This window comes from Streptomyces sp. NPDC030820 (assembly GCF_055572075.1).
This window is the reverse complement of the sequence record NZ_JBVIEB010000018.1, coordinates 116,904-134,531: the sequence shown is the minus strand read 5'-3', so window position 1 is coordinate 134,531 and position 17,628 is coordinate 116,904. Positions and strand designations below refer to the sequence as shown.

The 17,628-nt window shown below is 72.7% G+C and carries 14 protein-coding genes and 1 pseudogene; 7 read left to right on the top strand and 8 right to left on the bottom strand.

The features are described from left to right. Positions 1 to 121 precede the first annotated feature (121 nt). The 6 genes and pseudogenes from ACZ418_RS37025 to ACZ418_RS37000 form a co-directional block, all read right to left on the bottom strand. The gene (locus ACZ418_RS37025; RefSeq protein WP_468371688.1) at positions 122 to 364 is read right to left on the bottom strand and encodes a chaplin; all 243 of its coding nucleotides are present in this window, start codon (positions 362 to 364) and stop codon (positions 122 to 124) included. A 430-nt stretch (positions 365 to 794) separates the two neighbouring features. Continuing rightward, positions 795 to 2,258 carry an aminotransferase class I/II-fold pyridoxal phosphate-dependent enzyme gene (locus ACZ418_RS37020; protein WP_468371685.1) on the bottom strand — a complete coding sequence of 488 codons (1,464 nt, stop codon included), beginning with the start codon at positions 2,256 to 2,258 and terminating at the stop codon, positions 795 to 797. 126 nt (positions 2,259 to 2,384) lie between these two features. After that, positions 2,385 to 2,681 (bottom strand): annotated as a pseudogene (locus ACZ418_RS37015) (discoidin domain-containing protein); the annotation flags it as partial. Between the two features lie 20 nt (positions 2,682 to 2,701). Continuing rightward, positions 2,702 to 3,517 carry an inositol monophosphatase family protein gene (locus tag ACZ418_RS37010; protein ID WP_468371682.1) on the bottom strand — a complete coding sequence of 272 codons (816 nt, stop codon included), beginning with the start codon at positions 3,515 to 3,517 and terminating at the stop codon, positions 2,702 to 2,704. A gap of 84 nt (positions 3,518 to 3,601) precedes the next feature. After that, complete coding sequence (locus tag ACZ418_RS37005) at positions 3,602 to 5,380, bottom strand: RICIN domain-containing protein (protein WP_468371679.1); 1,779 nt, start codon at positions 5,378 to 5,380, stop codon at positions 3,602 to 3,604. 143 nt (positions 5,381 to 5,523) lie between these two features. Further along, the gene (locus ACZ418_RS37000) at positions 5,524 to 6,705 is read right to left on the bottom strand and encodes an FAD-dependent oxidoreductase (RefSeq protein WP_468371677.1); all 1,182 of its coding nucleotides are present in this window, start codon (positions 6,703 to 6,705) and stop codon (positions 5,524 to 5,526) included. Positions 6,706 to 6,907: 202 nt separating this feature from the next. Between ACZ418_RS37000 and ACZ418_RS36995 the strand changes: the two genes are divergently transcribed. From ACZ418_RS36995 to ACZ418_RS36965, 7 genes are all read left to right on the top strand, one after another. Beyond that, positions 6,908 to 7,915 carry a Ppx/GppA family phosphatase gene (locus ACZ418_RS36995; RefSeq protein ID WP_468371674.1) on the top strand — a complete coding sequence of 336 codons (1,008 nt, stop codon included), beginning with the start codon at positions 6,908 to 6,910 and terminating at the stop codon, positions 7,913 to 7,915. Between the two features lie 97 nt (positions 7,916 to 8,012). Continuing rightward, complete coding sequence (locus ACZ418_RS36990) at positions 8,013 to 8,963, top strand: ABC transporter substrate-binding protein (protein WP_468371672.1); 951 nt, start codon at positions 8,013 to 8,015, stop codon at positions 8,961 to 8,963. Continuing rightward, positions 8,960 to 9,760: an ABC transporter permease gene (locus ACZ418_RS36985; RefSeq protein ID WP_468371670.1), complete on the top strand. Its 801-nt coding sequence runs from the start codon at positions 8,960 to 8,962 to the stop codon at positions 9,758 to 9,760. The genes ACZ418_RS36990 and ACZ418_RS36985 overlap by 4 nt, the downstream gene beginning before the upstream one ends. Next, positions 9,757 to 10,602, top strand: coding sequence for an ABC transporter permease (locus ACZ418_RS36980; RefSeq protein WP_468371669.1), 846 nt, complete (start codon positions 9,757 to 9,759; stop codon positions 10,600 to 10,602). Before ACZ418_RS36985 ends, ACZ418_RS36980 begins: the two co-directional genes overlap by 4 nt. Further along, positions 10,599 to 12,206 carry a benzoylformate decarboxylase gene (mdlC, locus tag ACZ418_RS36975; RefSeq protein ID WP_468371667.1) on the top strand — a complete coding sequence of 536 codons (1,608 nt, stop codon included), beginning with the start codon at positions 10,599 to 10,601 and terminating at the stop codon, positions 12,204 to 12,206. The genes ACZ418_RS36980 and mdlC overlap by 4 nt, the downstream gene beginning before the upstream one ends. Positions 12,207 to 12,209: 3 nt before the next feature. Further along, positions 12,210 to 12,962 (top strand): ABC transporter ATP-binding protein, encoded by a 753-nt coding sequence (locus ACZ418_RS36970; RefSeq protein WP_468371666.1) that lies wholly within the window; start codon positions 12,210 to 12,212, stop codon positions 12,960 to 12,962. A gap of 307 nt (positions 12,963 to 13,269) precedes the next feature. Beyond that, positions 13,270 to 13,578, top strand: a complete 309-nt coding sequence (locus ACZ418_RS36965; protein ID WP_468371664.1) for an acetyl-CoA synthetase — start codon at positions 13,270 to 13,272, stop codon at positions 13,576 to 13,578. Positions 13,579 to 13,619: 41 nt separating this feature from the next. Here ACZ418_RS36965 and ACZ418_RS36960 read toward each other — a convergent pair whose 3' ends face one another. Then, complete coding sequence (locus ACZ418_RS36960) at positions 13,620 to 16,259, bottom strand: WD40/YVTN/BNR-like repeat-containing protein (protein WP_468371663.1); 2,640 nt, start codon at positions 16,257 to 16,259, stop codon at positions 13,620 to 13,622. 106 nt (positions 16,260 to 16,365) lie between these two features. Continuing rightward, a complete protein-coding gene (locus ACZ418_RS36955; protein ID WP_468371662.1) occupies positions 16,366 to 17,490 on the bottom strand; it encodes a GNAT family N-acetyltransferase in 1,125 nt (374 codons plus the stop codon). Positions 17,491 to 17,628 lie beyond the last annotated feature (138 nt).

Genomic DNA, 17,628 nt, shown 5'->3' with positions numbered 1-17,628 from the left:
CTTCCCCCCCCCCCGCTTACCCCACACCCCAAAAAAACACCCCCCCCCCCCCCCCCCCCCCCCCCCTCCCCCCCCCCCCCCTCCCCTCCCCCCCCCCCCCCCCCCCCCCCCACCGGCGGCGTCACTGGTTGACGCAGCTGTTGCCGTTGGTCGGGTTCAGCAGCCCGAGCAGGTTGATGCTGGCGCCGCACACGTTGACCGGGACGTAGATCGGTACCTGGATGACATTGCCCGAGAGGACGCCGGGGCTGTTGAGGGCGGTTCCGGTCGTCGGGTCCGGGTCGGCGGCGAAGGCGGTCGCCGAGCCTCCCAGGGCAAGGACGCCTGCGATTACGGCCGTTGTGGCGATACTGCGAAGACGCATGATCTGCCTTACTGGTTGACGGAGGGACCCTTCCATCACACCCGCGCCCCGCGCCGTCCGCCTGTTGTGGTACGCCGTCCGGAGTGAGCTGCCCTCGTACCGAGGTCCCCGGGCCGGTGCGTCCGAAACCGGGAATCGATGGACTTCCGGTCGGGGTGAAGTCGGGCCGTCTCTCATCGAGTTGCCGGGACGGCAGGCCCGCCGGACGTGTCGTCCGGACCCGGGGACCGTCGAGCAGGGCCAAGTGCCCCCTGCCGAGGGTGTCTTCGTCAGGAGGGCCGCCTTCTTGACCCGGCAGGCAGGCACCCGGCCACCCGCACACGCCACCTTAGGCGCAGCCCCCGGCTCCCGCAGTCCGAAAGGGCCCGGTCACACCCGGGTGGCGGGTGAGGGGACCGCGGACGGGGCCCTCGGCACACGGGCGGACCGGTCACCGTCGGGCCGTGACGCGCAGGCTCTCCAGGGACGGGTCGGCCGCGTCGGCGATGAGGAAGCCGTGCGCCACTCCGCTGTGCAGAAAGTCCAGGACCTCCTTCGTGATCACCTCGCCGGGCGCCACGACGGGCACGCCGGGCGGATAGGGGCTGATCATCTCGGCGGAGATCCGGCCCACTGCCCGCTCGGCGGGCACCTGGTCGGCGGGCCCGAAGAACGCCTCGCGCGGCAGGACCGCCTGTTCCAGCTCGAGCGCCCTCGGCTCGGGCAGCCGGACGGCGGGCCGCCGTTCGATCGAACCGGCGTTCTCCACCAACGAGCCCATGGCGTCCAGCAGGACCTTCTCCGTCTCGTCGTCGTCGGCGTGGGTGATGGAGGCGGTGATCCGGCAGCTGTCCGAGCCGCCCACGTCGACATGCCGGTGGGCCCGCAGCCATTCGGCCGCCTGCATGCCGCTGATGCCGAGGTCCCGGACGTCCACGGCGATCTTCATCGGGTCGAACTCGGCCGCCAGGCCCTCCTCGATCACCTCGCCCCCCATGACCCGTAGTCCCGGCAGTTCCCGCAGCTGCGCCCGGATGCGTTCGGCCCGGTGCACGGCCGTCTCCAGCAGCTCGCGGCCCCGCTCGGCCATCTGCCGCCGCCAGCCGTCCAGGGCGCCGTACACCAGGGACGAGGCGCTGGTCGTGCCGAGCAGGTCCTCGCGCTGCTTGAGCACCTGGGGCGCCACCCGGTCGTGCTGGAGGTGGAAGACCGAGCTCTGCTCGATGGCGCCGCCCATCTTGTGCACGCTGGTGACGACCAGGTCGGCGTCGGCGTCCATGCCCCAGGCCGGGAGGTCCGGGTGGAAGGGCAGATGGGCGCCCCAGGCCTCGTCCACGATCAGGGGTATGTCACAGGCGTGGCAGGCGTCGGCGACGCCCCGGATGTCGGCGCAGGTGCCCCAGTCGGTGGGGGTGATCAGCAGCATGCCCTTGGCGTCGGGGTGCTCGCGCAGCCGGTCGCGGACGTCGTCGGGCTCCGGCGGGTGGGCCAGGTGCCGTTCCGCGTCGAACTTCGGGTGGACCCAGATCGGCTCCACACCGTTGATGATCACCGCCGCGACGACCGACTTGTGCGCGTTGCGCGACAGCAGCAGCTTCTCCCCAGGACCCGCGACCGCACACATCGCGGTCTTCACGGACAGGGAGCTGCCGCAGGTCGAGAAGAAGGCGTGCTCGGCGCCGACCGCGTCGGCCATCAGCTCCTGCGCCTCTTCCAGCACGCCCTGGGACTCCCGGCGGTCGTCCAGGCCGTTGAGGTTCAGTACGTCCGAGCGGAACACGTCGATGCCGAGCACCTCGGCGACCCGGGGGTCGGTGCCGCGGCCCTGTTTGTGCCCCGGCGGCCCGAACACCACGTCTCCGCGGCGCCGGAACTCCTCCAGGGCCTCGAGTACGGGTGCGCGCGAGTGGTCCATGAGCGTCCTCTTCTTCTGCTGCCTCTGCGGACATGCGGTGGTGCGGCTCCGTCCGCACGGGCCGCACCGTCCGTGTTGCACTCGGCGCGCACTCGAAACCCGGTGGGGCCTTGCTTCTGTGCCGGATCACGGGAACGACGTCACCTTGGAGGGGACGGTGCCGGTTCCCGAGGTGGGAGCGCCGGCGCTGTCGACGACATGGGCGTACTGGCCCTTGCCGCCGAGGGAGATCACCAGTAGGTCGTGCACCTTGATGCCCGGGCCGGCCGGGACCTGGAACCCGTTGGCCTGGACGATCGGCGGGTCGGCCGTGTAGTTGCGGTAGCTGCCGAGTCTCCAGGCCTTGTGGGCGGTGACGGAGTCGGCGACCTTGTAGGCCGCGTAGCCGACGGTGCCGTCATGCGTGATGGCGGCGGCCGACGGAACACCGCAAGGTGCCTCCGCTAACTCCCCTCGTTCTTCTGGTTCTTGACGAGCTGCAGCAGCGCGGCGTGGGTCTCCGCGTCGGCCGCCGCGACGAGGCCGCCCGCGCCGCTGAGCACGGGCTCGCCGTACAGGCCGGTCACCGTGCAGCCGGCCGCCCGGCACAGGGCGATCCCCGCCGCGAAGTGCACGCTGTCGCGCAGATCGCCGTCGGTGACATAGGCGGCCCGGCGGCCGGCGGCGACCCAGGCCACCGCGAGGGTGCTGGAGATCACCCGGGGCCGGAACCGTTCGGCGAAGCCCGGGTCGGCCAGGAGACGGACCGCCTGGAAACCGGGGGCGTTGGGGAACGGCGGATCGAGGTTGACGTCCACCAGCGCGGACCCGGCCCAGGGCGTCAGCCGTTCGTCCGCGCCCTCCCTGCGGACCCAGGCTGCCTCGCCATCGGTCCAGAACACCTCGCCGCTGAACGGGTCGGCGGTCGCGGCGGCCGTGACCTCGGACCCCTGGCGCAGGGCGACGTTCACGCCGACGAGCATGTTCCGCACCGCGTAGTTGAGGGTGCCGCACAGCGGGTCGACGAGCCAGCGGCGGTGGGCGTCGGCGGCGCCGGAGCGTCCGCTCTCCTCGCCGGTCACGGCGTCGTCGGGGCGGGCGGCGCGCAGCACGTCCAGGACGGCCCGCTCGGCGGCGAGGTCCGCCTCGGTCGCGAAGTCTCCGGCGGACTTGTCGTAGCGTTCGAGCCGCCTGCCGTAGAGGTCGCGGACGACGGCGGCGCCCGCCTGGGCCGCTGCCACGGCCAGGCAGGCGTCGGAATCCCCGTTGGTGATCGACATGGGCGCAGGATAGCCGGAGGTTTCCCGGCGTCCGAAGGGAGTTGGGCGTCCCCGACGGCCTGCCGCGGCACTCCCGCGGGGCGCTCAGGTCGCGGTGAGGGACAGGGTCTGTTCGGCGGCGGAGCGCCCCGCGCCGACCGAACTCCCGCTGCTGTCCGTCCAGGTGCGCACCGGCGTGGTCTCGGCGAGCCGGCCCGAGGTGCCGGAGAGGCCGAGCACGAGCCCGCTGTAGCGGTTGACCAGACGGTAGGTGCCACCGGAGCCGTTGGGGATCACGAACCACTGCTGACCGACGCAGGGCCCGCCGCTCCGTGCGGCGGTGGCGGTCGGCCTGGCGCCCCAGGCCCGGCCGGCGGCCGAGGACGAGTCGACGCCGAGCAGCCGCCCGCTTGCGGCGTTGGTGAGGGTGAAGGCTCCGTCGCCGGTCGGGGTGAAGACCCAGGTGTCGCGGCCGGATTTGGCGGGCCGCGCCAGCGAGGTGGTGGCGCTGCCGCGGGCCGCCTGGGCCAGGATCCGGCCCGCGCCGCTCGCGATGCGGTAGGTGCGGCTCGTGTCCATCGGGGCGGCGGCGGGTGCGGAGGAGTCGACGGTGATGTCGACGTACTCGCCGGAGGCGTCGTGCGAGCAGCCGAAGGCGCAGTAGGAGCGGAAGGACCTGCCGACGATCGTGGAGCTGGTGCGGTTGGCACTGTCGAGGAACCAGCGGTACCAGGAGGCGTTGGTGTAGCTGCCGGTGTCTCCGATCGGGCGCCACTTCTGGGTGCTCAGGTCGTCGGTGGCGTAGAGGTACTGCGGTGAGTTGCCGCTCTGGTCGACGGCCTGCGGTTCGCCGATGTACAGCCCGAGATGGGCGTCGTAGGCGATGTTCATGACGAACAGCGGTGAGGTCGGGGGCATCGTGCCGGCCGCGATCTGCTGGGCGGCGGTGCCGGTGTTGGCCGGGTCGTACTCGGCGGAGGCGGGGGTGTAGCCGGTGGGGTGGTCGGCGTCGACGGGGACGATGTTGCTCTCCTTGCCGCCGGTGCCGGGCTGCGACCAGGCGCCGTCGTACCACTTGCGCCAGGAGCCGGGCGCCATCTTGGCCGATATCGGGGCGCGGGCCACGTGCTCGTAGAAGGCCTTCCAGCCACCGCTCTTGTCGATGATCCGGGAGCCGTAATAGACGTAGAAGTAGCCGGACGCGGTGTCGACGAAGAGGCGCTGGTCGCCGTCGCCGTAGGAGTACGTCTGGTTCGGGAAGGCCGCCGTGTCCCCGCGCTCGGTGCTGTACGGCGACGTGATCGCGTGGTCCTTGATGGTCCAGGTGCGGCCACGGTCGGTGGAGACGGCGTAGTCGATGGCGTCGTAGTGCAGTCCGTCGCCGAAGGGCTGCGGGGTGAACTCGTCGTGCACCAGGCCGTACCAGTCGCCGGTGTCGGGGTCGACCCACACCCCGGACAGGTCGCAGTAGTTCTTCTGGGCGTAGCCGGAGCCGCTCGGCGCGTACGTCGCCTCCCGGCCGGTGGGGCTGTTGTTGCAGCGCCAGGTGGTGTCGTCGTTGCGGTCGGCGGGGTTGGCCGGGTTCACCGACTTGCTCAGGGCCTTGTCGAAGGTCGCGGTGTCGAAGTTCGTGCCGGTGTAGAAGTCCCAGGTGCGCGGGTCCTTGGCGCCGTACAGCGCGGCGGACTGCTGGTAGTGGAAGGTGCCGTCCCGGTCGAGGTAGGGGCTGGCGGGGGTGTCCGTGGGGTGGGTGAAGGGTACCGGGGTCCCCACCGTCACGGTGTAGCCGGCGTCGGCGGGTGTGGCGGCCGGTGCGGGGGACGCGATGCCACCGCCCAGGACCAGGGCGGCGGTCGCGGCCGACGCGCCGCCTGCTCTGCTCAAGAGTCGCAACTGTGCTCCTTGTTGCCGAGGGTTCCGAAGGGCCGGTCGCACGGAACGATCCGGCCCCGGCGTTTTCCCGGCAATGGACTCCAGTGCTGCGCCTCTTGCACTTTCGCGAGGCGATGTACGCCACCGCGGGCCGGTCAGGACTCCGCGGACGGGGCGGCGGACAGCGGGCGGTCCCAGGCCAGTTGGCGGATGAGCGCCGTGTCCGGGTCGGCGGGGCGGGCGATGACGGGACCGGGCCGGGCCGGGTTGTGGCTGCCGCGGGAGATGCCGCCGCTGACGGTGATGTTGTGCTCGACGCGGGGGCGGCGGTGGGCCTCGTAGGCGGCGAACGCGGCGGGCAGGCCGGGTAGATCGCGCAGCGCCTTGGCGAGGACGACGGCGTCCTCCAGCGCCATCGAGGCGCCCTGGCCGGTGGCCGGGGAGGCGGCGTGGGCCGCGTCGCCGATGAGCAGCGCGCGTCCGGTGTGCCATACGGCGCCGAGCGGCAGCTCGGTGGCGTTGGTGACCAGGACGGAGCCGACGGAGGCGGCGACGACGGCCCCCATCGGCGCGGAGTCCTCGCGCAGCAGCGGCAGCAGCTCCTCGCGCCAGGCGACCTCGTGCACGGATCTGTCGGGGGGCAGGGGCTCGGTGTTGACGCGGGCGAACCAGTACATCTCCCTCGTCGGCGACACCGCGTACCCGAAGGTGGCCTTGCTGCCCCGGACGAAGGTGATGCGACCGGTCCCGGCCATGCGCGGCGCGGAGCCGGTGTAGCCGTAGTAGACCCGCTGACCCGAGTAGTCCGGCCGCACGCCGGGGATGAGGATCTCGCGGACCGTCGAGTTGAGTCCGTCGGCGCCGATGAGGAGGTCCGCGTCGGCGGTGGTGCCGTCGGCGAAGTGCGCGGTGACGCCGTCCGGAGTCTCGGTCACGTCGGTCAGCCGGACCCCGTGACACAGCGGGATGCCGCGCCGGGCCGCCTCCTGCTGGAGGGCCGAGTTCAGCTCGCCGCGGCGCAGACAGCGGTAGCGCAGCCCGGGTTCGGCGACCTCGCCGAGCGGTGCCTGCGTCAGCTCGGTGCCGTCGCTGTCGAGCAGCCGCAGCGAAGTCAGCGGAAAACCGACGGCCGTGACGGCGTCCGTGGCGTCGAGCTGGGCCAGGGCGCGCATTCCGTTGCTCGCCAGGGTCAGGAACGCCCCGATGTCCTCGGCCCTGTCGGGGTGTGCCTCGTACACGGTGACGTCGTATCCGGCCTTGTGCAGCCCGAGCGCGGCCGCGGTCCCCGCGATGCCGCCGCCGATCACCAGTACCCTCACCGCATCCGTCCCGCTCAAGTGCCGCTCCTCGCACAGACAGTGGTGGCGACCATCTAACGGCAGGAACGGGGGTCGGTGGCGGGGTGGGGGCCGGGATCAGGACAGGACCTGCTGGACCCCGGTCCGTGCGCGTTCGCCTGTGCACACAGGCGCCCCCCTGAAAGCACAGGCGCCCCCCTGAATGACGGGTTCCTGACGGGAAAGTGGGTACTCCCCGGCCATGCGGGTGAGCGTGCTGGATGCGGGGTCGAACACGGTTCGGTTGGTGATCGCGGATGTGGAGGATGGTGTTCCGCTGCCGGTGCACACCGTCAAGTGGAAGCTGCGCCTGTCCGAACACGTCGGTCCGGACGGCACCATCACCGACGAGGCGGTGGAGCGACTGGTGAAGGCGGTGGGCGCGGCGGGGGCCGCCGCCCGGAGATGGCATGCGTCGGGGCCGCTGACCTTCGCGACCGCGGTGGTGCGCAGCGCCCCGAACCGGCAGGAGGTGCTGCGCCGGGTGGCGGCCGGGACCGGGATCCGCATGTGCACCCTGCCGGGTGAGACCGAGGCGGAGCTGACCTTCCTGGCGGCCCGGCGCTGGCTGGGCTGGCACGCCGGCCCGCTCGCGGTGCTCGACATCGGCGGCGGCTCCCTGGAGGTGGCCTTCGGCCGGGGCCGGCTGCCCGACTTCGCCGCGTCCCTGCCGCTCGGCGCGCGGCGCCTCACCCAGGAGTACCTGGCGGTGCATGACCCGCCGGGGCCGGAGGAACTGAAGGAGCTGCGCCGCCGGCTCCGCCATGAGCTGCGGGACGTGGCCTCGCGAATCCGCTGGGAACGGCCGCGCACCGCCGCGGTCAGCTCGCGTACGTTCCAGCAGCTGGGCCGGCTGTGCGGGGCGGCACCAGGACGCCACGGCCCGTTCGTGCAGCGGGAGATGCGCTGCCGGGATCTGCACCAGGCGGTCCGCACCCTCGCCGCGCTGCCCGTCGTCGAGCGGGTCCAGCTGCCCGGGATCTCCGCGCCGCGCGCCGAGCAGAGCCTGGCCGGAGCGGTCGTCGGGCACACGGCGCTCAAGCTCATGGGGCTGCGCGGGGCCGTCGTCTGCCCCTGGGCCATCCGCGAGGGCGTGCTGCTGCGCTACATCGAGGACGGCGCGGACTGGTGGGCGGACGCGACCGGCACCACTGACACCACGACACCACCGACCGCGACTCCCTTGCGCATCGCGGGGCCACGGGCCTGACTCCGTCCAAAGACCCCGGAAGCGAATGTAGCGATCATGACAAATGCTGGGTAGTCATGCCCGTATGCCTTTACGTCGATCACGATCACGACCGGGAATGACGCGAACGAAACGCCTCGCCGCGCTTGTCGCCGCGGCTGCGCTGGTCCTCGTGGGGTGCGACAGCGGCGGCACGTCGCACGCCGGCGACGGACGGCAGCAGCTGACCGTCGCGGCGCTGCCGCTCACCGACTCCGCCGCCCTCTATCTGGCCCGGGACCGCGGGCTGTTCGCCAAGGAGGGCCTGGACGTGCACATCCAGCCCGTGCAGCAGAGCATCCAGGCGCTGCCCGCACTGCTCAAGGGCCAGGTGGACGTGATCGCGAGCGCGAACTACGTCACCTATTTCCAGGCCTACGAGAAGGGCACCCTGAACCTGCGCATCCTCGCCGAGGGCGTCCGGATCGCCCCGCACATGATGGACATCCTCGTGCGCAAGGACTCGGCGCTGAAGAAGCCCGCCGACCTCGCGGGCAAGAAGGTCGCCGTCGCCGTCCTCAACAACATCCAGTCTCTGACCCTGAACGCGATCCTGGACGCCCAGGGCGCCGGCCGACCCGTCTACCGGCAGATCCTGTTCCCGCAGATGGGGCCGGCCCTGCAGCGGGGCCAGGTGGACGCCGCCCACGCGGTCGAGCCCTTCGACACCGCAGTCCAGGGCGAGTTGGGCGCGCGGGTCCTGCTGGACGGCGGATCGGGACCGGCGCGGGGCCTGCCCGCCAGCGGGTACGTCACCACGGCCGACTTCGTGAAGAAGAACCCCAAGGCCGCGGCCGGCTTCCGGCGTGCCGTGGAGGCGGCCTCCAAAATCGCCGCCGAGGATCCGGGAGCGGTCCGCACGGAGCTGCCCAAGTACGCCAAGGTGACCGCGGACCAGGCCAGGTCGATCCATCTGCCCGACTATCCGGCGACCGCCGACCCGGCCGCACTGCGCCGGCTCATCAAGCTCATGCGCTTCCAGGGGCTGTTGACGAAGGACATCGATCCGGCCCCTGTGCTGGTGATATGACACGCCGTCAGGAGCTGCTCCTCGGTCTGCTCGGCGCGGCGGGTGCCTTCGGAGTCTGCGAGGCGGTCGCCCGGGCCGGGATCGTACGCCGCAGCTATCTTCCGCCCGCCTCCGAAGTCCTCGCTCGTGCCGCCCGGTTGGCGGGTGACCCGGCCTTTCTCGCCGGGATCGGGGTGACCCTGCGGGTGTGGGTGCTGGGCCTCGGGCTCGCCTGTGCGATCGCCGTACCGCTGGGGCTGCTGCTGGGCGCGGTGCCGGTGGTGGAGGCCGCCGTACGCGCGGTGATCGAGTTTCTGCGGCCCCTGCCGTCCGTCGCGCTGATCCCGCTGGTGTCGCTGCTGCTCGGTTCGGGCACGCAGACGGAGGTGACACTGATCGCGTACGCCTCGCTCTGGCCGGTGCTGTTCAACACCGTCTACGGCCTCGGCGAGACGGATCCGCTGGCCAAGGACACCCTGCGCGCCTTCGGGTTCGGGCGGCTCGCGGTGCTGCTGCGGGTGGAGTTGCCGGCTACGGCCCCGTTCATCGCGGCCGGTGTGCGGATCTCGGCCGCGGTCGCCCTGATCCTGGCCGTCGCGACGGAGATCCTCTCCGGGTTCGGCCAGGGTCTCGGGATCTTCATCGCCCAGGCCCAGACGGAGACGGACGGCACCCGGGACGTGCTGGCCGGAGTGGTGTGGGCGGGCGGTCTCGGGCTGCTGATCAACGGCGTACTGGTCGGCGCGGAGCGGCGGTTGTTCGCCTGGGCGCAGGAATCCCGCCCGGACGCAGGGAAGTTGCGGCGGAGCCGGTCATGACGCAGACACAGCGCAGCGCTCGGACCTCAGCCGCACCCGGGCCGCCCCGGGCCACCGCCGTCCCCTTCCTGCTGCGCTGGTCGGTGCTCGTCGCCGCCGTCGCCTGCTGGGAGCTGACCGCCCGCGCCCAGGGCAGCGTGTACTTCCCGCCGCCGCTGCGGATCGCCCGGCACGCCCGCGACCTGTGGTTCTCCGGGCCGGTCGGCCATCTGTTCCTCACCCCGGCCGCCGTCGACACCATCCTGCCGAGCCTGGGCCGGATGGCGGCCGGGTTCGCGCTCGCCGCCGTCGCCGGGGTCACCCTGGGGATCGCCGTGGGACGCTCGCGCCGGGCGTACGCGCTGTGCAACCCGGTGCTGCAGTTCGCACGGGCCGTGCCGCCGCCCGCGCTCGTGCCGGTGTTCGTCGTCGTCTTCGACTTCGGTACGCCCATGCAGGTGGCGTCGATCGTGTTCAGCGCCGTATGGCCGGTGCTGATCAACTCGGCGGAGGGCGCCCGCGCCACCGACCCGCTGCGGCTGGAGGTGGCGGCAGTGCTGCGGCTGACGGCGCCCGAGCGGCTGTGGTTCCTGATCCTGCCCTCGGCGCTGCCGCGGATCTTCGCGGGGCTGCGGCTCAGTCTCTCGCTGTGTCTGATCCTGATGGTGTTCTCGGAGCTGCTGCCGGGCAGTGACAACGGCATCGGCTTCACGCTCACCGACGCCCAGACGCGCTCCGATCTGCTCACGGTGTGGGCCGCGCTGCTGCTGCTCGGCGCGCTCGGGTATCTCCTCAACACCGGTCTGCTGGCGGTCGAGAAGCGGCTCGTCGGCCCCGGACCGTACGCAGGGAGGGCGGCATGACGACGGCCACGGTGCGCGAGGCGGTCGTACGGCTTCTGCGCGACACCGGCATGACCACGGTCTTCGGCAATCCGGGGTCCACGGAACTGCGGATGTTCCGCGACTGGCCGGACGACTTCACCTATGTGCTGGGCCTGCAGGAGTCCGTCGCCGTCGGCATCGCCGCCGGGCACGCGCTCGGCACCCGGCGTGCCGCCTTCGTCAGCCTCCACTCGGCCGGCGGGGTGGGACATGCGCTGGGCGCGGTGTTCAACGCCTTCCGCGACCGGGTGCCGCTGGTGATCGTGGCGGGACAGCAGGCGCGCTCCCTGATCCAGCTGCGGCCGTTCCTCGGCGCCGACGAACCGGCCCTGTTCCCGCGCCCGTACGTGAAGTCCGCCCGCCAGCCGGAACGCGCCGAGGACGTGCCGGCGGTGCTCGCCGAGGCGTACCGGATCGCGATGACGCATCCACGGGGACCGGTGTTCGTGTCCGTGCCCGAGGACGACTGGGACCGGCCCGCCGAGCCCGTCACGCCCCGCACGGTGCACTCGTCGTTCGCCGCCGCCCCGGAGGCCCTCGACGCGCTCGCCGCCCGGCTGGCGGCCTGCGCGCGCCCGGCACTCGTGGTGGGGCCCGGCGTGGACGACGAGGACGCGCTGGACGAGGTCCGGGTGCTGGCCGAGCGGATCCGGGCCGGAGTGTGGATCAGCCCGCTCTCCGGCCGCTCCGGCTTCCCGGAGTCGCATCCGCTGTTCCAGGGCTTCCTGCCGCCGATCGCCCGGCAACTGGCGGCGCGCCTCGCGCCGTACGACGTGGTGGTGGCCCTCGGCGCGCCGGTGTTCACCTATCACGTGGCGGACGGCGGCCCGCCGCTCGCCCCCGGCACCGAGCTGTTCCACCTGGACTGCGACCCCGGTCAGGCCGCCTGGCTGCCCACCGGCACCAGCATCGTCACCACCCTGCGGCCCGCCCTGGCCCGGCTCGCCGGGCTGCTGACGGAGCCCGACCGGGACCCGCCGCCGCCCCGGCCCGCGCCCGCCCCGGCCCGCGCCGAGGGGCACATCACGCCGGAGCTGTTCTTCGATCTGCTGCGCGCCCGGCTGCCGCGCGACCGGGTCCTCGTCGAGGAGGCGCCGAGCCACCGCGACGCGCTGCACGCGCGGTTGCCCGTCGAGTCGGGCGGCGGCTTCCTCACCACGGGCAGCGGGGCGCTCGGCTGGGGCCTGCCCCTCGCGGTGGGCCGGGCGCTCGCCGACCGGCGCCGGGTGGTGTGCGTGGTCGGCGACGGCTCGGCGCTGTACTCGGTGCAGGCCCTGTGGAGCGCGGCCCGGCACACGGCCCCGGTCACCTACGTCCTTCTGGACAACGGCGGTTACGCGGCCGTCCGTGCGCTGGGCCGCCGGATCGGCATCGCCCCCGTCCCCGGCACGGACATCACGGGCATCGACTTCGCGGCCCTCGCCGAGTCCTTCGGCTGCCCCGCGGCCCGCGCCGAACACCCGGACGCGCTGCCGGCCGCGCTGGACCACGCCCTGGGCCGGGGCGACGGCTCCGGCCCCTTCCTGCTGCACCTGCGGGTCGGCGGCAGCGCGGGCACCCTGTACGAGCCCTGGGCCGGGTGACGGATGCTGCGCCTCGACTCCGTCAGCCGGCACTTCGGCGACCAGCACGTCCTCGACGGCATCACCCTCACCGTGCCCGACGGCCAGCTCCTGAGCGTCGTCGGGCCCTCGGGCTGCGGCAAGTCCACGCTGCTGCGCACCATCGCCGGGCTGCTGCCCGGGCAGGAGGGCACGATCACGCTCGACGGGACCCCGGTGACTGGCGTACCGGAGCGGCTCGCGGTCGTCTTCCAGGAGTACGGCCGCTCGCTGCTGCCCTGGCTCACCGTCCGCGACAACGTGGCCCTGCCGCTGCGCCGCCGGGGCCTCGGGCGCGCCGCCCGCCGGGAGGAGGCCGAGACGATCCTGGAACGGGTCGGCCTGCACGGGGTCGCCCGGCGCCGTCCCGGCGAGCTGTCCGGCGGCATGCAGCAGCGCGTCGCCATCGCCCGCGCCCTGGTCTGCCGGCCCTCCCTGCTGCTGATGGACGAGCCGTTCGGCTCGCTGGACGCGGGCACCCGCGAGGACCTGGAGGACCTGCTGCTGGAGGTCCACCGGACGAACGGCACGACCATCGTGTTCGTCACCCATGACATCGACGAGAGCGTGTACGTCGGGGACCGCGTCGTCGTCCTCTCCCCCGGCCCCGGCTCCCGCGTGGTCCGCGATCTGCCGGTCGGCCTGCCCGGCGAACGGGACCAGCTCACCACCCGGAGTCTGCCGGGGTTCGTGAAGCTGCGCACGGAGGTCGGACGGGCCGTGCGCGGCGGCGGCTGAGGCATCCTGGGATGGCGTACTCGGGAGTCCGGGAGGTGTTGGCATGCGGTGGTGGGCCGGTGGATGTGCGATCGCCGCGGTCGTCGTACTGGCGGGGTGCGGGGCGTCGACGGGGCGGGGAGCGGGGGCGGGAGCCGGTACCGGAGCGTCGGGGAGCCGGTCGGCGCGGCCGTCCGGGTCGCCCGGCGCCGCGGAGGCTCCGAGCGGCTCGGCGTCGTCCGGTGGGACGGTTGCGCCCTCCGGGACATCCTCGGCCTCGGCATCCACGTCCTCGGGCAGCTGCGTCGCCGGGCAGGCGGACGTCTCCGTGGCCCCCGGTGACCCCGTCCGGCGCCGGCTGTGCGTGCGCCCCGGGGCGACGGTGACCCTCACCCTGCGGCCGCGTCTGGACGACAGACGGTGGACGGGCGTGCTGAGTTCGGCGCCCGCGCTCGTGGTGGCATCGCACTGGCGGGTGGACGCGGACGGCACCGCGCACGCCACCCTGCGCTGCGCGGGCGCCCGGGGCGGTACGGCGAAGGTCACCGCCGCCGCGAAGGCACCGGACATCGCCGGTGCCGCGCGCCCGGTCTTCACGCTGGACGTGGACGTGGTGCCGTACGCGCAGGAGGGGTGACCCCAAGGCTCGGCAGTCACCCCTCCTGTTTCAGCGGGCGGTCAGCGGAGGTCGCACAGCTTGACGGTGTAGATTCCGCGGCCGTGCGTGGCGGCGTAGAGCGTGCCGCCGTCGGGGCTCGTCCTGAGCTGGAGCACGGCGACGGCCGGCAGGCTGCCGATCCGCTGCCAGGTGGTGCGGCCCGGTGCGCGGTAGACGACACCGAGGTCGGTGGCGACGGCGAGGCCGCCGTCCGCCGTCACCAGTGCGGAGTCGGTGGGCACGTCGGGCAGGTTGGCCGAGATGTCCTTCCAGGTCGTTCCGCCGTCGGTGGACTCGAAGACGTGGCCGACGCCCGCGCCGGGGCCCTCGGTCCAGTGCCGGGAGAAGCCGTTGACGGCGAGGAAGACGTGGTCGGCGTTCTTCGGGTCGACGGCGAAGCCGCTCAGGTAGCGGTTCGGCACGGTGCCGTCGACGGGCAGGCTGATGTCGTGCCAGCCGCTGCCGTCCGCGTTGCCGACGGCGATACCGCGGGCGAAGCCCTGGTTGTTGCAGGGACCGCACCAGGCGGCGTAGATCTTCCCGCCGGACGCGGCGACGGCGGTCGCGACCCGGCCGGCGCCGAAGTCGTGGACGCTGGTCCACTCCTTGCCGCTGCGGATGGCGTAGCCGTGGGTCTGGACCCAGATGTGCCGGCCGCCGGCGACCCAGGTGTTGCCGTCCTTCGTGTCCGCGGCGAGCGGGGCGATGAAGCGGGCCTCGCTGGTGGCGTTGTCGGGCGGGGCGACGGAGTACGAGGTGGCCTTGCTCGGGTCGGTGGCCCAGCTGCCGTCGTTCACCGCGCAGTTCTGGGTGACCTGGACGGCGAGGTAGACGTACTCCTGGGCGATGTTGCAGCCGTTCGCCGGATCGGTGAGGGTGTCGCCGCCGTCGCCGCCGAAGTTGGAGCCCATCACCTTGTCGTCGCCGCGCAGGATGGACTGGCCGTTGTCCTGCAGGCCGCCGGTGACGGACAGGCCGCCGTGGTCGAGGTCCTTGCCGATGCCGACGGAGTAGTACTGGAGGGTGTCGATGGTGCCGTCGTTGAGGGAGGTCCAGTCGGTGGCGTGGCCGGAGGCGTCCTGGGAGCCGTTCACCGGGCGCTTGTAGACGCCGCCGTCGTTGCCGACGTACACGAAGCTCTTGCCGTGGTAGCGGCCGATCGCGACGCCGTGCTGGTCGGAGTGGGTGGTCGGGTTGCAGTCACCGGTCTGCTTGGCGGGGTCGATGCTCCAGCAGGAGAAGGTGAAGTTCCAGTACGGGCCGACCGTCGACCAGTTGGCGCCGCCGTCCTTGGTCTCGTAGACCTCCTCCAGGCCCGCGTACACGTGCTGCGGGTCGGCCGGGTCGACGGCGAGGAACTGGTTGTACCAGGCCTGGACACCGGGCATGTAACCGGCCGTGGTGAGCGCCGAGTTGTCGGCGGCCAGGCCCTTGTAGTCGGCGATCTTCGTCCAGGGGCCGGTCGGCGAGCCGGACTTGGAGACGTAGATGCCCTCAAGGCCGCTGTCCGGGTTGCTGCTCAGCTGCGCCGGGGACTGGTCGATGGCGTAGTAGCGGGAGCCGTCGGCGGAGCGGGCGAAGGTGACGTTGCCGACGTTGCCGGCGTCGGCCGGGAGGTCCCCGAGGCCGCTGGTGATCCGGGTCCAGGTGCCGCCCGTCCTGGTGTAGAAGCCGTTGTAGTCGTCGCCGCTGCGCCAGCCGACGGCGAGGACCACCTTGGACGGGTCCTTGGGGTCGATGGCGATGTCGTTGGCGATGTTCTTGTACGGCGCGTTCGGGTCGTCGGCCTTCGCACCGCCCGGCAGGAAGTCCGGGTTGGGTGCGAACTCCAGCTTCCAGGCGCCGCTCAGCTTCTTCGTGGAGTGGCTCCACACGCCCTTGCTGGTGGCCGCCCACACCTTGCCGCCGCCGAAGCGCAGCTCGTGGATGCTGGTGCTCTCCAGCTCGTCGCCGCCGACCCGGCTGCGCGCCGAGAAGGTGCCGTGGTGCGGGTGCGTGAGGACGTAGACGCCGCTGCCGAGGTAGGCGTCGGCGTTGGTGGTCGCCTCACCCGTGCCCAGCCACAGCCGGCCGGCGCCGTCGAGGGCGAGGGCGCCGGTGGACTGGGCGGGCAGCCGGTCGCTGATGGGCTTCCAGTGGCCGCCCCCGCTGTGCGAGCGCCACACGCCGCCGCCGGCGCTGCCCGCGTAGACGTAACCGTCGTCGTCCGCGGCGATCGCCGCCATCCGGCCGGTGACGTTCCCGCCGCCGCCGCTGGAGTTGGAGTCGATGTCGCGGTAGCGCGGGTCGTCCGAGTTGTACGGCAGGTCGGTGATGTCGTGCCAGCTGCCGCCGGTCTTCGGGAGGTTGGTCAGATCGTGCCAGGCGGCGCCGTACGCACCCGGTGCGACCACGCCCGGGGAGGTGCGGGCCTCGGCGTACTGGTCCGCGCCCTCGGCGATCTCGTCCGCCTCGTTGCCGTCCTCGTCGTCCGTCGCCACGTGGGGCGACATGGCACCCGCGGACTGTCCACGCTCCTTGGCGAGTTGGCCGAGGACCCGCACGCCGAAGGGGCTCACCGATCGCCCCGAGGCGGCGGACGGGGGTATCGCGACCAGTGCGGCGGACGCGGTGAGCGCACAGACGGTGAACCACCGTCTTCTGCGGGTTGGTACGGACACCAGGGGCCTCCCGAAAGGCATCGACGCTGCCGACGCAGGAGACCCGATCACGTGGTCGCGAAAACATCCGCCGCTTGGCGAACTTTTGACGAGAACCTGCCAGTAACTACCGCTCCGTGAGGCGATTCTTCCGGGCGGCCGGTGAAGCCGCCGCGCCCTGGGTGCGCACCCTGCCCAGCGTCTTCAGCAGCCGGTCGGCCGGCGCGCGCAGCTGCGGGTGGGCGTTGACCGTGTTCCGCAGCCCCCGCACCGGCCTGCGCCACAGCCGGTGGGCGAGCGCCACCGGGTGCGGGCGGGCCGCGAAGCCCTCGGCGACCCGCAGTTCACGGGTCTTGAGCCAGTCCTTGTACTCCTTGTCGCCGCGCCCGAGGTCCACGAGGGTCACCCCGTGCCGGGCCGCCGCCTCGGCGGTCCGCAGATGCATCATCAACCCCGGGGAGTAGTAGTGCAGTTCGGGGTCGTAGGCGGTGAACCAGGCCGCCAGCACGGTGCTCGACCGGGGTCCGAAGTGGGCCGCGACCGGCCGGTCGCCCGCGTACAGCACGGACAGCACTCCGGCGAAGTGCTCCTCGCGGACGCGGAAGAGATGGTCGACCAGGCCGACGATCCACGGCCGGGAGAACCGGTCCATGCGGCCGGTCCTGCGGTACTGCGCGGACTTCCACCGCATGAGGGTGCGCAGCACCTCCGGGTCGCGCTCGTCGAACTCGAACCGCACCTCGCCGATGTCCCGGCCGAGCCGCCGTTCCTTCTTCAGCGTGGTCTTGGCCAGGCCCGGGTAGGTGCTCCGCAGCCACTCCGGGTAGCCGCCGTCGCCTGGCTTCACGTCGATCACCGGGGACGCGAAGGTGCCGGTGACGTGGGGCGCGAACGGCCGCTGCTCCTGGACGAGATGGTCGAACTCGAAGATGCTGAGCCCGCAGGCCCGCAGCAGTTCCACGGCGTTCCAGGTGACCCCGGGCCGGTGCACGAGGGCCTGGCAGTCGGACAGTCCGAGCCCGATGGCCCGTCCGGTGCCGAACGGCCCCCGCTCGTACGGGAGGAACCCGGCCGGTTCTCCGCCCTCGCGCAGCACTGCCACCCGGGCCCCGCGCCGGTACCGGCCGACGCCGATCGCGAACTCCGGCGCGAGGAAGGGATTGGAGTACTCGGGCGACTCGTCCATCGCACGGTGCCAGGCCCCGCGCAGCTCGGGCGTCAGCTCGCCGGGTCTGTGGATGGTGATCTCCACCTCAGTTCGACCGCCCTTCCGCAGGCTCCGTGAGCGGCGCGCCCGAGGCGGCGCAGACCGGTGAGGCGTGTGGATCATGGCTCATGGATCGCATGGGCGACCGCTCCCCCCATGACGCGCCGGGCGCGTCCTGCCACT

Bases quoted from the DNA above. Each gene is read 5' to 3' on its own strand.
- ACZ418_RS37025 (WP_468371688.1), bottom strand. From the start codon at position 364: ATGCGTCTTCGCAGTATCGCCACAACGGCCGTAATCGCAGGCGTCCTT.
- ACZ418_RS37020 (WP_468371685.1), bottom strand. From the start codon at position 2,258: ATGGACCACTCGCGCGCACCCGTACTCGAGGCCCTGGAGGAGTTCCGG.
- ACZ418_RS37010 (WP_468371682.1), bottom strand. From the start codon at position 3,517: ATGTCGATCACCAACGGGGATTCCGACGCCTGCCTGGCCGTGGCAGCG.
- ACZ418_RS36995 (WP_468371674.1), top strand. From the start codon at position 6,908: ATGCGGGTGAGCGTGCTGGATGCGGGGTCGAACACGGTTCGGTTGGTG.
- ACZ418_RS36990 (WP_468371672.1), top strand. From the start codon at position 8,013: ATGACGCGAACGAAACGCCTCGCCGCGCTTGTCGCCGCGGCTGCGCTG.
- ACZ418_RS36985 (WP_468371670.1), top strand. From the start codon at position 8,960: ATGACACGCCGTCAGGAGCTGCTCCTCGGTCTGCTCGGCGCGGCGGGT.
- ACZ418_RS36980 (WP_468371669.1), top strand. From the start codon at position 9,757: ATGACGCAGACACAGCGCAGCGCTCGGACCTCAGCCGCACCCGGGCCG.
- mdlC (WP_468371667.1), top strand. From the start codon at position 10,599: ATGACGACGGCCACGGTGCGCGAGGCGGTCGTACGGCTTCTGCGCGAC.
- ACZ418_RS36970 (WP_468371666.1), top strand. From the start codon at position 12,210: ATGCTGCGCCTCGACTCCGTCAGCCGGCACTTCGGCGACCAGCACGTC.